Below are 14,408 nucleotides of genomic sequence, written 5' to 3'. Positions count from 1 at the left end.
GCGCATCAACCGGCCTGCTTCACGCGCATGTACCATTCGACGAGCCGGCGAACCTGACGCTCGGTGTAGCCACGCTCCACCATGCGCGCCACGAATTCGCCGTGCTTCTTCTCCGTCTCGCCGTCCTTCTTCGACCCGAAGGAGATGACCGGAAGCAGGTCCTCGACCTGGGAGAATATCCGCTTTTCGATCACATCGCGAATCTTCTCGTAGGAGGTCCAGGTCGGATTCTTGCCGCCGTTCTGGGCCCGCGACCGTAACGAGAATTTGACGACCTCGTTGCGGAAGTCCTTGGGGTTGGCGATCCCCGCCGGCTTCTCGATTTTCGTCAGCTCCTGGTTCAAAAGCTCGCGATCGAGCAGCTGGCCGGTGTCGGGATCCTTGAAGTCCTGGTCCTCGATCCAGGCGTCGGCATAGTCGACGTAGCGATCGAACAGGTTCTGGCCATAATCCGAGTAGGACTCGAGATAGGCCTTCTGGATCTCGTTACCGATGAACTCGGCATAGCGCGGCGCCAGCTCCGCCTTGATGAATTCGAGATAGCGCTTCTCGGTCTCCTCCGGCAGCTGTTCGCGGCGGATCGCCTGCTCCAGCGCGTACATCAGATGCACGGCGTCGGCGGCGACCTCCTGTGGATCGTGGTTGAAGGTCGCAGCCAGGATCTTGAAGGCGAAGCGGGTCGAGACGCCGTCCATGCCCTCGTCGACGCCGGCGGCGTCGCGGTATTCCTGAACGCTGCGCGCCTTCGGGTCGGATTCCTTCAGGCTCTCGCCGTCGTAGACCCGCATCTTGGCGAACAGGGTGGAATTCTCGTGCTTGCGCAGGCGCGACATCACCGAGAACCGCGCCAGCGTCTCCAGCGTCGAAGGCGCACAAGGAGCCGACGCGAGCTCGGAGCCCTGGATCAGCTTCTCGTAGATCTTCTGCTCCTCAGTGACCCTGAGGCAGTAGGGCACCTTGATCACGCAGATGCGGTCGATGAAGGCTTCGTTGTTCTTGTTGGCCTTGAAGCTCGCCCACTCCGCTTCGTTGGAGTGTGCGAGGATGACGCCCGTGTACGGGATCGCGCCGATGTTCTCGGTGCCGATGTAGTTGCCTTCCTGCGTTGCGGTCAGCAGCGGGTGCAGCATCTTGATCGGAGCCTTGAACATCTCGACGAACTCGAGCACGCCCTGGTTGGCGCGGTTGAGGCCGCCGGAATAGCTGTAGGCGTCGGGATCGTTCTGGGCGTAGGTCTCGAGCTTGCGGATGTCGACCTTGCCGACCAGCGAGGAGATGTCCTGGTTGTTCTCGTCACCGGGCTCGGTCTTGGCGATCGCGATCTGGCGCAGCCGCGACGGCTGGATTTTTGCGACCCGGAACTGGGAAATGTCGCCGCCGAAGGCCTCGAGCCGCTTGTAGCACCACGGGCTCATCAGGCCGGTGAGACGACGGCGCGGAATGCCGTACTTCTCTTCCAGCATCGGGCCGAGCTGATCGGGATCGAACAGGCTGAGCGGGCTTTCGAACACGGGCGAGAGTTCGTCGCCGGCCTTGAGCACGTAGATCGGATGCACTTCCATCAGCGACTTGAGCCGCTCGGCGAGCGAGGACTTGCCGCCGCCGACCGGGCCGAGCAGGTAAAGGATCTGCTTGCGCTCCTCGAGACCTTGCGCGGCGTGACGGAAGAAACCGACGATGCGCTCGATGGTTTCTTCCATGCCGTAGAAGCCGGCGAAGGCCGGATAGGTGCGGATAGTGCGGTTCAAAAAAATACGGCCAAGGCGTGGGTCCTTGGCCGTGTCAATCGTCTGAGGCTCACCGATCGCCGCTAGCAGTCGTTCGGCCGCGTTCGCGTATTTCATGGGATCGCTTCGACACGATTCCAGATATTCCGCCATCGACATGTCGTGCTGGCTTCTCGCCTCGAACGACCGAGCGAAAGCGTTGAACAAAGAATCGTTGTACATGATCCCTCTCCGCGTGAGTTCCGCTACAAGCTGAAACGAAAGCAGTTACCGGACCGTTCCTCAGGCCGTTTCGAATCAGCGTGAGCACATGACGATCATTGGACACCCGGGTGCCAACTCGACGCAACGCACAACGTAGGCACTCTATGAGTTACGAACAGGCACATGCCTGTAATTTGTGCGAATCTTTGTCTATATTGGCTCATTTCCAGAAAATGTCACTCGGTCGCAACATCCGGGCATTCCCGGGGATACGTCCATCCGGCAATGCAGCATAGCGATCCGGGCGCGGCGATCTTATGACACTTGTACGGCGAAGCCTTGTACGCCGAGCCTTTTACCTCGAAGCCTTGTACCTCGAAGCCTTGGGGACGGCGTTCATCTTCCTGCTGCAATGCAGTGCGCGGGCTGCTGGCTGCGTGACAGTCGCGGCAAGCGCGCAGCAGTGTATCAAAATCGGTCGCCAGGCCCTCCGACCGGATGACGATGCGATCATCGCGCAACCGGCCAAGGCGCCGATGGCGTACAGCTGCCGCCGCAACGTCGGCGTCTGCACGATCGTCTTGCAGCCGCGGCATTCTCGTGGTCGCCAAGCCCGTCCCACAGTCGAAGGCGAAGCTTGCACTGAGCAGGTCGGGGCAAAGCGTGCCGCGACCAGCAGCCGCGGTTGCGTTGCGCATCGACTGATTTCGAGATCGCACGATGCGTCGACGCTTACGGCGGACGCAACCCATTGCTGGCTGTCGGCGACGGCCAGCGCAAATCTTCATGAGGGCCTGCACGTGTCTCCCGCAGCATCGCCACTCGCGGCCACACCGCATCACAACACCCGCTGGATCGCCATGATCGCGACGGAGTTACACTGGAGGGTATGACGTCCATACCCTTGATTGGTTCCCTCCCGGGAGCATGTAAGCTACAGGATAGCGCGTCAGGACCGGCGCGGAAACCCCTCGTCCGCAGGCTTGGAGATAAATAAGCATCATGAATCCCGTCAAAGAACTGGAAAAGCACGGACAAGCGGTCTGGCTCGACTTCCTGGCCCGTGGCTTCATCGCCAAGGGCGACCTGAAGCGGCTCATCGACACCGACGGCGTCAAGGGCGTCACCTCGAATCCGTCGATCTTCGAGAAGGCGATCGGCAGCTCGGACGAATACGATGCCCCGATCGGCAAGGCGCTGAAGCGCGGCGACCGGAACGTGGCCGACCTGTTCGAGGCCGTCGCGGTCGAGGACATCCAGAACGCCGCCGATGTGCTCCGCCCGGTCTATGACCGCCTCAAGGGCGGCGACGGCTATGTCAGCCTGGAAGTCTCGCCCTATCTCGCGATGGACACATCAGGCACAGTCGCCGAGGCGCGGCGGCTCTGGAAGGACGTCGGTCGCAAGAACCTGATGGTGAAGGTGCCGGCAACGCCGGAGGGCCTGCCGGCGATCGAGCAGCTGATCGGCGACGGCATCAGCATCAACATCACGCTGCTGTTCTCCAAGGCGGTGTACCTCGAAGTGGCCGAAGCATACATCGCCGGGCTCGAAAAATACGTCGCAGGCGGCGGTGACCCCTCGCATGTCGCGAGCGTGGCGAGCTTCTTCGTCAGCCGCATCGACTCGGTGGTCGACAAGCAGCTCGACGAGAAGATCGCGCGCGCCAACGATCCGTCCGAGAAGGAACGGCTCGCCGCGCTCAAGGGCAAGGTCGCGATCGCCAATGCCAAGCTCGCCTATCAGGACTACAAGCGCCTGTTCTCGGGTCCCCGCTGGGAGAAGCTCGCCGCCAGGGGCGCCAGGCCGCAGCGCATGCTGTGGGCCTCCACCGGGACCAAGAACAAGGATTACAGCGACGTCCTCTATGTCGAGGAGCTGATCGGTCCCAACACCATCAACACCGTGCCGCCGGCGACGCTGGATGCGTTCCGCGACCATGGCAAGCCGCGCGACAGCCTGGAGGAGAACGTCGAGGACGCAAGGCGCGTGCTGGAGGAGCTGGAGCGCTCCGGCATCTCGCTCGAGGCGATCACCGAGGAGCTGGTCAAGGACGGCGTCAAGCTGTTCGCGGATGCCGCCGACAAGCTCTACGGCGCCGTCGCGCACAAGCGCGCGGTCGTGCTCGGGCCCGCACTCGACCGCCAGCTTCTCTCGCTCGGCCACGGGCTGGGCAAGGCCGTGACTGAGAGCACCGAGGACTGGCGGGCGTCCGCCAAGATCCGCAGGCTGTGGCAGCGTGACAAGTCGGTCTGGACCGGTGCGGACGAGGACAAATGGCTGGGCTGGCTCGACAGCGCAGCCAAGGCCGACATTGCCGATTACGAGGACTATGCGGGCCGCGTGAAGGGCCAGAAATTCTCCGATGCCGTCGTGCTCGGCATGGGCGGATCGAGCCTGGGGCCCGAGGTGCTGGCCGAGACTTTCGGCAAGAAGCCCGGCTTCCCGAAGCTGCACGTGCTGGATTCCACCGATCCGGCGCAGGTGCGGGCGATGGAGGCGAAGATCGATATCGCCAACACCGTGTTCATCGTCTCCAGCAAGTCCGGCGGCACCACAGAGCCGAACGCGATGAAGGACTATTTCCATGAGCGGGTCGCCGAGGCGGTCGGGACCAAGGTGAAGACCGGCCATCGCTTCATCGCAGTCACCGATCCCGGCTCGTCGCTGGAAAAGGCGGCGAAGAAGCTGAGCTATGCCCGCGTCTTCCATGGCGAGCCCTCGATCGGCGGCCGCTATTCGGTGCTATCGCCCTTCGGCCTCGTGCCGGCGGCGACCGCGGGCGTCGACGTCAAGACCTTCATCAAGCATGCGCTGGCGATGGCCCGCTCCTGCGGGCCGGACGTGCCGCCAGCCGAGAACCCGGGCGTGCAGCTTGGCCTCGCCATGGGCCTGGCAGGCCTCGAGGGCCGCGACAAGGTGACGATCCTGGCGTCGAAGAAGATCGCCGATTTCGGCGCCTGGGCCGAGCAGCTGATCGCGGAGTCCACCGGCAAGGAAGGCAAGGGCCTGATCCCGATCGAGGGTGAGCCGCTCGGCGATCCCGGCGTCTATGGCAACGACCGGTTCTTCATCGACATCCGTGTCGACGGCGAAGCGGATGCCGCCCATGACTCGAAGCTCGCGGCGATCGAGGCGGCGGGTCATCCCGTCGTGCGCATCGTCATGAAGTCGATCGAGCATCTCGGCCAGGAGTTCTTCCGCTTCGAGATGGCGACGGCGGTGGCCGGCAGCATCCTCGGCATCAATCCGTTCGACCAGCCGGACGTGGAAGCGGCCAAGATCAAGACCCGCGAGCTCACCGCCGCGTTCGAGAAGACCGGCGCGCTGCCGGAAGAGCAGCCGGTGGTCAGCACCGACGAGGCCGATCTCTACACCGACGAAGCCAACGCCACCGCACTGCGCGCCGCCGGCGCCAATGGCGATCTCACCTCCTGGCTGAAGGCGCATCTCTCCCGCTCGAACCATGGCGACTATGTCGCCCTGCTCGGCTATATCGCGCGAGACAAGGCGACGATCGACGCGCTCCAGGCCATGCGGTTAGAGGTACGCGAGAAGCGGCACGTCGCGACCTGCGCCGAGTTCGGACCGCGCTTCCTGCACTCCACCGGACAGGCCTACAAGGGTGGCCCCGACAGCGGCGTGTTCCTCCAGATCACGGCGGACGATGCCGGGGATCTGCCGGTGCCGGGTCAGAAAGCCAGCTTCGGCGTCATCAAGACGGCGCAGGCACGCGGCGATTTCGACGTGCTCACCGAACGCGGCCGGCGTGCGCTGCGTGTGCACCTGAAGGGCGGAGTCAAAAAAGGCCTCGCGGCGCTCAATGCGGCGCTCAACGACGCGCTGAACTAAGGGAATCTCTCACATGCAACTCGGCATGATCGGCCTCGGCCGGATGGGCGGCAACATCGTTCGCCGCCTGATGCGACAGGGACATTCGACCGTGGTCTACGACAAGGACGCCAAGGCCGTCGCGGGCCTAGCGGCCGACGGTGCGACAGGTTCGGCGACGCTGGAAGAGTTCGTCGCGAAACTCGAGCGGCCGCGCGCGGCCTGGGTGATGCTGCCTGCGGGACGCATCACCGAGACGACGATCGAGACGATCGCGGGGGTGATGCAGGAAGGCGACGTCATCATCGACGGCGGCAACACCTTCTGGCAGGACGACGTCCGGCGCGGCAAGGCATTGAAGGCGCGCGGCATCCACTATGTCGACGTCGGGACCTCCGGCGGCGTCTGGGGCCTCGACCGCGGTTATTGCATGATGATCGGTGGCGAGAAGCAGGTGGTCGACCGGCTCGATCCGATCTTCGCCGCGCTCGCGCCCGGCGCCGGCGACATTCCGCGCACGGAGGGACGCGAGGGCCGCGATCCCCGCATCGAGCAGGGCTACATCCATGCCGGCCCCGTGGGCGCCGGCCACTTCGTCAAGATGATCCACAACGGCATCGAATACGGCCTGATGCAGGCCTATGCCGAAGGTTTCGACATTCTCAAGAATGCCAGTATCGAGGCCTTGCCGGCGGATCACCGCTACGATTTCGATCTCGCCGACATCGCCGAAGTGTGGCGGCGCGGCAGCGTGATTCCGTCCTGGCTGCTCGACCTCACCTCGACGGCACTCGCCGACAGCCCCCAGCTGTCGGAGTACTCCGGCTTCGTCGAAGATTCCGGTGAAGGCCGCTGGACCGTGAATGCGGCGATCGACGAGGCGGTGCCGGCCGAAGTCTTGACGGCGGCGCTCTACACACGTTTCCGTTCCCGCAAGGAACACACCTTCGCCGAAAAAATTCTCTCTGCGATGCGTGCAGGGTTCGGTGGCCACAAGGAGCCGAAGCAGCCGGGCGCGGCGAAGCCCAAATGAGATCGAGCAGGACGTAACAAGCGAAGGCCGAACATTCGTGACAAAAGACCCGCAGCCAAAGCGCAAGCCGGAAAATTGCGCCTTCGTCATCTTTGGCGTGACCGGCGACCTCACCCATCGGCTGGTGATGCCATCGCTGTACAATCTGGCGGCCGAGAATCTGTTGCCGGAAAAATTCTGCGTCGTCGGCGTCGCCCGCAAGAGCCAGTCGGATGACGAGCTGCGCGACAGCCTGATGAAGGGCCTGCGCGAATTTGCGACGCGGCCTGTCGACGATGACATCGCCAGGCAGCTGCTGCAATGCGTCACCTTCGTCGAGGCCGATCCGAAGGACCCGCCGTCGTTCGACCGCTTGCGCGCGCATCTGGATTCTCTGGAGTGCTCGCAAGGCACCGGCGGCAACCGCCTGTTCTACCTCGCGACCCCGCCGGCCGCATTCGCGCCGACCGCGCGGGAGCTCGGCCGCACCGGACTGATGAAGGAGAACGGCGCCTGGCGGCGGCTGGTGATCGAGAAGCCGTTCGGCACCGATCTCGCCTCGGCCCGCGCGCTCAACGCCGAACTCCTGAAGATCATGGACGAACACCAGATCTACCGGATCGATCACTATCTCGGCAAGGAGACGGTGCAGAACATCCTGGTGCTGCGCTTTGCCAACGGCATGTTCGAGCCGATCTGGAATCGCAACCACATCGACCACATCCAGATCACGGTGGAGGAGAAGCTCGGCGTCGGCCATCGCGGCGGCTTCTATGATGCCACCGGTGCATTGCGCGACATGGTGCCGAACCATCTGTTCCAGCTGATGTCCCTCGTCGCGATGGAACCGCCGACGCGCTTCGATGCCCATTCGGTCCGCTCCGAGAAGGCCGAGGTGCTCACCGCGATCCAGCGGCCGAGCCGGGACGAAGCGCTGAAGAGCTCGGTGCGCGCGCAATATCTCTCAGGCCGCATCGGCGACGAGGAGATTCCGGACTATCGCAAGACCGCGGACGTCAAGCCCGGCAGCACCACCGAGACCTATGTCGCGCTCAAGCTGATGATCGACAATTGGCGCTGGGCCGGCGTGCCGTTCTATCTGCGCACGGGCAAGGCGCTGGCGCACAAGCGCACGGAAGTCGCGATCAAGTTCAAGCAGGCGCCGCTGTCGATGTTCTCAGGCACGGCGGTCGACCGCCTGTCGCAGAACTTCCTCACCATCGGCATCGCGCCGACCGAGACCATCGAGCTTCAGTTCAACGCCAAGATCCCCGGACCGAGCGTCACCATCGACGGCGTCGAGATGAAATTTCGCTACGGCGACTATTTCCGCGCCGATCCCTCGACCGGCTACGAGACGCTGATCTACGACTGCATGATCGGCGACAATATCCTGTTCCAGCGCGCCGATGGCGTCGAGGCCGGCTGGCAGGCGGTGCAGCCGTTCCTGGACGCCTGGACAAGCGCCGGCACCAACGGGATCGAAACCTATGAAGCCGGCAGCGACGGCCCCGCCTGCGCCGATGAGCTGCTGCGGCGCGACGGGCGAAGCTGGCGGAAGTACTCGTGATGGCCGCGGCCGACCAGCCGAAGCTGATCGTCGAAGCTGATGCCGAAGCTCTTGCCCGCGCCGCGGCCGAACGGGTGATGGCGCGGCTCGCGGCCAATTCCGGACGGATCGCGATCTGCCTCACCGGCGGCTCCAGCCCGAAGAAGCTCTATCAGCTGCTCGGCAGCGAAGCCTGGCGCGGCCGGATTCCATGGGACCGCGTGCACTGGTTCATCGGCGACGAGCGCTTCGTACCCGAGAGCGATCCGCTCAACAACATGGCGATCGCGCGCGCGGCGTTTCTCGATCGCAATGCGCCCGCCGGCCATATCCACCCGATTCCGACCGCAGCCGAGAATCCTGATGCCGGCGCGGAAGCCTATGCGCGCGAGCTGCAGGCCTTCTATGGCGCAGACCGGCTCGATCTGCAGCGCCCGCTGTTCGATCTCGTTCTGATGGGCGCCGGGCCCGACGGCCACACTGCCTCGCTATTTCCGGGCTATCCCGAGATCGAGGAGACCCGACGCTGGGTCGTCGGCGTCGCCAGGGCCAATGTCGCGCCCTTCGTGCCGCGGGTGTCGCTCACCCTGCCCGTTCTGGCCTCCTGCCGCGAGATGCTGTTCGAGATTGCCGGTCACGACAAGCAACCGATCTTGACGCGCCTGCTCAATGGCGAGAATCTGCCGGCCTTGCGCGCGCGCTCGAATGGCGAGACCGTCTGGCTGGTCGATGGGGCCGCGCTTCCGGAGGAAATTCGTGGGCCGCGCTGAAGCACCTTGTGCATTGATCGTGATGGGCGTGTCGGGTTCGGGCAAGAGCACGGTTGCGAAGGCACTCGGCGAGCGGCTCGGCTGGCGTTTCGAGGACGGCGACAGCTTCCATCCCGCCAGCAACGTCGAGAAGATGCGGGCCGGCCATCCGCTCACCGACGAAGACCGCTGGCCCTGGCTGAACGCCATCGCCGACGAGATCGCGCGCGTCTGCGGACGCGGCGAGCACGTCATCATCGCCTGCTCGGCGCTGAAGCATACCTATCGCGACGTGCTGCTGCGCGGTCGCGACGACGTCCGCTTCGTCTTCCTGAAGGGCACGAAGGAGCTGATCGCCGAACGGCTGGCGCATCGCAAGGGGCACTTCATGCCGCCGGATCTGCTCGCGAGCCAATTCAATACGCTGGAGCCGCCCGAGGCCGGCGAGCACGTCGTCACCGTCTCGATCGACGAGACCGTCGAAGCGATCGTGGACGGCATCGTGCGGCAGCTGAAACCGGGCCGCGCAACACCCAAGGTTCTGCCATGACACCCATCTCGCTCGTGGTCTCCGACGTCGACGGCACGCTGCTGACCAAGGACAAGACGCTGACCGAACGCGCGAGAGGCGCGGTGCAGCGGCTGCACCAGGCCGGCATCGGCTTCACCATCACCTCCAGCCGCCCCGCGATCGGCATGCGCTTCCTGATCGAGCCGCTGGCGCTATGGCTACCGGTCGGCCCGTTCAACGGCTCCTCGATCGTCGATCCCGAGATGAGGCCGGTCGAGCAGCACCTGATCCCCGCGCGCGCGGCCGAGCGGTCCTTGCAGATCCTCCGCGAGTTCGGCGCCGACATCTGGCTCTTCACCACCGATAAATGGCTGATCGACAATCCCAGCGGCAGCTACGTCGCCCACGAGCAGCACACGATCCGCGCCGACCCCACCATCGTGTCCGATTTCTCGCCCTATCTCTCGAGCGCCTGCAAGATCGTCGGCGCCAGTGCCGATGCCGCGGGGCTCGCGGCTTGCGAGAAAGCGATGCAGGAGGCGCTCGGCAGCGAAGCCACCGCGGTGCGCTCGCAGACCTACTATCTCGACGTCACCCCGCCCGGCTTCGACAAGGGCACCTTCGTCGAGGCCATGGCAAAGCGCCTCGGCATCGCGACCGACGCGGTCGCCACCATCGGCGACATGCAGAACGACCTCGCAATGTTCCGCGTCAGCGGCACCTCGATCGCGATGGGCAACGCCGCCGACAACGTCAAGGACCAGGCCACCCACGTCACCGCGAGCAACGAGCAGGACGGTTTTGCCGAGGCGATGGAGATGATCCTGAAGTGGAATGGGGTTGGCTGAGCTTGCTGCGCGCTCGTTCAACCTCTCCCGCTTGCGGGAGAGGTCGCCGCGCAGCGGCGGGTGAGGGTTCTCGCCTCTCGGGGGCTCTCGCCAGCGGAGAGAGCCCTCACCCCAACCCTCTCCCGCTTTTGCAGGCGGGAGAGGGAGCGCACCTCCCTCGGAGCGCCCAGCTTACTTCGATCGCTGCACCGCCGCCTTCTCGCTCTCCTGCCTTGCCGTCGACAGGTTCTGTGCCGTGTTGATCAGCGCGATGTGGGTCAGTGCCTGCGGGAAGTTGCCGGTCTGTCGGCGGGCCACGGAATCGTATTCTTCGGCCAGCAGCCCGACATCGTTGGCGATGCCGACCACGCGGTCGAGCAGAACTTGCGCCTTGTCGAGATCGCCGGCCAGCACATAGGCATCGGCGAGCCACAGGCTGCAGGCCAGGAACGCGCCTTCGAGCGGCGGCTGGTCCGCCGGCAGCTCGCGCGGATCGTGCCGCAGCACGAAACCGTCGCGCATCAGGCATTTCTCGACGGAGGCGATGGTGCCGCGGATGCGCGGATCGGAGGGCGGCAGGAAGCCGACGGCGGGCAGCAGCAGCACGCTGGCATCGAGCAGCTTCGAGCCGTAGCATTCGACGAAGGCGTTCTCCTCCGCATCGAAGCCCCTGTTGCAGACGTCGCGATGAATCGCATCGCGCAAGGTGCGCCAGTGCAGGAGCGGCGCCTTGAAGCCGAAGGTTTCGGCGCTCTTGATGCCGCGATCGAATGCGACCCAGGTCATCACCTTGGAGAAGACATAGTGCTTGGGCTGTCCGCGCCGCTCCCAGATGCCGTGATCGGGCCGGTCCCAGACCTCGGCCAGATGATTGAGTACGGCGCATTCCAGCGCCCAGGTCTCGTCGTCGAGTTGGAGCTTCGCCATGCGCGACTGGTGAAAGGCATCGATCAACTCGCCGTAGACGTCGAGCTGGAGCTGCGCATGCGCGGCGTTGCCGACCCGCACCGGCTGGGCACCCTCGTAGCCGCCGAGCCAGCCCGCCTCCCATTCCAAGAGCCGTCGCTGGCCCCAGATGCCGTACATGATCTGCATGTTCGAAGGCGATCCGGCGGCCGCGCGCAGCAGCCAATTGTGCCAGGCCAAGGCTTCCTCGGTGTAGCCCGAGTTCATCAGTGCCAGCAGCGTGAAGGTGGCGTCGCGCAGCCAGCAGAAACGGTAATCCCAGTTCCTGCTGCCCCCGAGCTTTTCCGGCAAGGAGGTGGTGGGTGCCGCGACGATGCCGCCGGTCGGCGCGAAGGTCAGCGCCTTCAGCGTGATCAGCGAGCGCAGGACGAGATCTTGATAGTCGCCGTCGCGGGTGCAATGGCTGCACCAGTCCTGCCAGAACTTCTCGGTCTCCTGAAGCGCCAGTTCCGGATCGATCGGCGCAGGCGGGTCAAGATGCGAGGGACCGTAAGTCAGCACGAAAGGCACGGTCTCGCCTTCCTTCACCTCGAAGTCGGAGACGGTGGTCAGGTCCTCGCCGCGGGTCTCGACCGGCGTGCGCAACACCGTCATGTCCTGGCCGGCGATGGCCATCAAGGAATGGTCGATCCGTCGCACCCAGGGAATGTCCACGCCGAAGCCGAAGCGGATCACGAGCTCCATCCGCATCTTCACGGTGCCACGGATGCCGCGGACCAGCCGCACGATGTCCGACGCCTTGCCGCGCGGCGGCATGAAGTCGATCAGCGCGACGGTGCCGCTCTTCGTCTCAAAACGCGTTTCGAGAATGAGGGTATTGCCGAGATAGCGCCGCGAGATGCGGGTCGCGGTCTCGCTCGGCGCGATCAGCCAGCGCCCGTTCTTGTGCGTGCCGAGGATAGCGGCAAAGCAGGCGTCGGAATCGAAGGCAGGCCAGCACAGCCAGTCGATCGAGCCGTTGCGCCCGACCAGCGCCGCGGTCTCGCAATCGCCGATCAGCGCATAGTCCTCGATCCTCTGAGACAATGTGCAAACCCTGAAAATCCCCGGCCGGTCAACTCCCGCCGGGCAATGAACGTTCCCGCGTCGCGGCCTTCAAGGCCGCGAGATCGATCCTGGACGCGATCTTGTCGAGTGCAACAGGAAGGCGCTGGCGCCAGTTCGGGTGCTCGTCGATCGTGCCGGGAATGTTGGGCTGGTCGATCACGCCCAGCAGATCTTCCATCGACACCGCGAGCAGCCGGGACGGCGTGCGCGACAGGAAGGCGAGCACCGAATAGAGGTCGTTCGCCCTGATGCCGTTCTGCCGCAGGATCTCGTCGAGCCTGCCGAGCGCATCCCAGCGCGCCTGGTCGTTCTCGCCGGGATCGAGCCCGAGCGAGCGCTTCATCCTGAGATCGCTGAAGGAGCGCCAGCCGGCATAAGTCGACAGGTCATGCGTGTTCAGCGTGACCAGCGCATTGGGCCTGTAGTGGTCGGCATTGCGGAAATGGCCGGCATCGTCGCGCTCGAACATCATGACGAGATAGGACCAGATGCCGAAATCCTGCATCATCTCGCGAAAACCTTCAGGCACGGTGCCGAGGTCCTCGCCGATCACGATGCATTTGTGGGCCGCGCTCTCGCGCGCCACGGCCGCCAGCAGCGCCTCGAACGGCATCTGCACATAGGCGCCGTTGTCGGGCTTGAAGCCGCGCGGCACCAGATAAAGCCGTTTCAGGCCCAGCACGTGATCGAGCCGGATGGCGCCGGCATGGCGCATCGACGCCGCGAGCATGTCCGCGAACGGCACGAACGACTGCGCTTCGAGCCCCCCGGCGTTGAAGCCGGCGAGACCCCAGTCCTGTCCGATGGTGTTGAGCACGTCGGGCGGCGCGCCGACGGCGAGATGGCGGGAAATCGCCGTCTGCTCGTTCCAGGCATCGAAGCCGTTGGACTGCACGCCGACGGCGACGTCGAGATAAAGGCCGACCCGCATGCCGAGCTGGCTGGCGAGCTCCTTGGCGGCATGCAGCTGGCTATCGGCGGTCCATTGCACGAATTCGACGAACTCGACCTCTCGCTTGGCCGGGCCATTGCGCAGCTCAGCGCATTTCGCCTGATCCGGCTGCTGCCATTCCGACGGCCATTCCCACCAGGGGGCGTTGAAGCGATGGCGCAGCACCTCGAAGCAGGCAAAGCGGGACAACAGCGGCGCGCGGGCGGCGCGGAAGCCGTCAAACGCCTTGCGGCGCGCCTCGCTCGCGCTTGTCACGAAGCTGTCAAAGGCGGCGCGAAGACCCCGCCATTTCAACGCCGCCATGTCGGCATAAGGGACGCGATCACCTTCGCGCAGGCGGGCGGCCGTCGCGGCCGCGTCGGGCACGAGGTCGGCCGAGAATTCGGGAATCGCCTCGACATCGATATAGAGCGGGTTGAGAAAAAGCCGGCTGTTCGGCGAATAGGGGCTGCAATCGGCCGGGTGGTCGTCGAACAGGACATGCAGCGGATTGAGCCCGACGCCGTCGGCCCCGAGCTGCTTGGCAAGCCGGACCAGCCCTGCGAGGTCGGTGAAGTCGCCGATGCCCCAGTTGCGGTCCGAACGAACGCTGTAGAGCTGGACGGCGAGCAGCCAGCCGCGGTCGAAATCGCCGCCGAAGGCGCGCTCGGGCGCCACGATCATCGGCACCTCTTCCGTCACGCCTTCGGCATCGGTCAGTGTCAATCTGTGATATCCAAGCGGCAGGCCGGCAGGCCAGGCGATGACGGGCTCGCGTGCCTCGCCCTGGGCGATCACATTGCCGTTGCCGTGGATTTTCCATTGCAGCGGCGGCGCACCGATGGCCGCCAATTCCGTGCGCGGATGCCCCAATGCGCGGACCACGACCGGCCCGCTGACGAAGCGGTAGACCCGCCTTTCCGGCAGGGCGTCGAGGATGGATTTGAGCGCCTCGGGCGCGGTGACCCGCAGCTTGCCGAGGGCGTCAACGAATTCGGACTGAACGCCCTTGATCCGGGCTTGAGCTAAAAGATCCATTCGGCACGCAGCTTGC

10 protein-coding genes are annotated in these 14,408 nt (G+C 64.9%); 6 read left to right on the top strand and 4 right to left on the bottom strand.

Annotation, left to right across the window (positions count from 1 at the left end; all coding sequences use genetic code 11):
- Positions 1-5: 5 nt before the first annotated feature.
- On the bottom strand, positions 6-1,949 hold the full coding sequence (locus EDE08_RS15105; protein ID WP_131869605.1) for a PrkA family serine protein kinase: 1,944 nt from the start codon (positions 1,947-1,949) through the stop codon (positions 6-8).
- 218 nt (positions 1,950-2,167) lie between these two features.
- Positions 2,168-2,629 carry a hypothetical protein gene (locus EDE08_RS15100; protein WP_245524795.1) on the bottom strand — a complete coding sequence of 154 codons (462 nt, stop codon included), beginning with the start codon at positions 2,627-2,629 and terminating at the stop codon, positions 2,168-2,170.
- A 304-nt stretch (positions 2,630-2,933) separates the two neighbouring features.
- On the opposite strand from EDE08_RS15100, the gene EDE08_RS15095 reads away from it, so the two are divergent.
- The 6 genes from EDE08_RS15095 to EDE08_RS15070 are packed head-to-tail and all read left to right on the top strand — an operon-like array spanning position 2,934 to position 10,431.
- The gene (locus EDE08_RS15095; RefSeq protein ID WP_131869604.1) at positions 2,934-5,783 is read left to right on the top strand and encodes a bifunctional transaldolase/phosoglucose isomerase; all 2,850 of its coding nucleotides are present in this window, start codon (positions 2,934-2,936) and stop codon (positions 5,781-5,783) included.
- A 13-nt stretch (positions 5,784-5,796) separates the two neighbouring features.
- Entirely contained in the window at positions 5,797-6,795 is a 999-nt protein-coding gene (gene gnd / locus EDE08_RS15090) for a phosphogluconate dehydrogenase (NAD(+)-dependent, decarboxylating) (RefSeq protein WP_131869603.1), read from the top strand.
- 37 nt (positions 6,796-6,832) lie between these two features.
- Positions 6,833-8,344 carry a glucose-6-phosphate dehydrogenase gene (zwf, locus tag EDE08_RS15085; protein ID WP_131869602.1) on the top strand — a complete coding sequence of 504 codons (1,512 nt, stop codon included), beginning with the start codon at positions 6,833-6,835 and terminating at the stop codon, positions 8,342-8,344.
- Positions 8,344-9,093 (top strand): 6-phosphogluconolactonase, encoded by a 750-nt coding sequence (gene pgl, locus EDE08_RS15080; RefSeq protein WP_165935948.1) that lies wholly within the window; start codon positions 8,344-8,346, stop codon positions 9,091-9,093. Before zwf ends, pgl begins: the two co-directional genes overlap by 1 nt.
- A 22-nt stretch (positions 9,094-9,115) precedes the next feature.
- Complete coding sequence (locus tag EDE08_RS15075; protein ID WP_502700610.1) at positions 9,116-9,622, top strand: gluconokinase; 507 nt, start codon at positions 9,116-9,118, stop codon at positions 9,620-9,622.
- On the top strand, positions 9,619-10,431 hold the full coding sequence (locus tag EDE08_RS15070; RefSeq protein WP_131869599.1) for an HAD family hydrolase: 813 nt from the start codon (positions 9,619-9,621) through the stop codon (positions 10,429-10,431). Before EDE08_RS15075 ends, EDE08_RS15070 begins: the two co-directional genes overlap by 4 nt.
- 171 nt (positions 10,432-10,602) lie before the next feature.
- Here the strand turns inward: EDE08_RS15070 and EDE08_RS15065 are convergent, their stop codons facing one another.
- Positions 10,603-12,402 carry a glycoside hydrolase family 15 protein gene (locus tag EDE08_RS15065; protein ID WP_131869598.1) on the bottom strand — a complete coding sequence of 600 codons (1,800 nt, stop codon included), beginning with the start codon at positions 12,400-12,402 and terminating at the stop codon, positions 10,603-10,605.
- A 28-nt stretch (positions 12,403-12,430) separates the two neighbouring features.
- Entirely contained in the window at positions 12,431-14,392 is a 1,962-nt protein-coding gene (gene malQ, locus EDE08_RS15060) for a 4-alpha-glucanotransferase (protein ID WP_131869597.1), read from the bottom strand.
- Between the last annotated feature and the right edge of the window lie 16 nt (positions 14,393-14,408).

It is taken from the genome of Bradyrhizobium sp. R2.2-H (assembly GCF_004346455.1).
GTDB classification, from domain to species: Bacteria; Pseudomonadota; Alphaproteobacteria; order Rhizobiales; family Xanthobacteraceae; genus Bradyrhizobium; species Bradyrhizobium diversitatis.
Note: the sequence above shows the minus strand (reverse complement) of the source record. Positions and strands in the feature narration are given on the sequence as shown.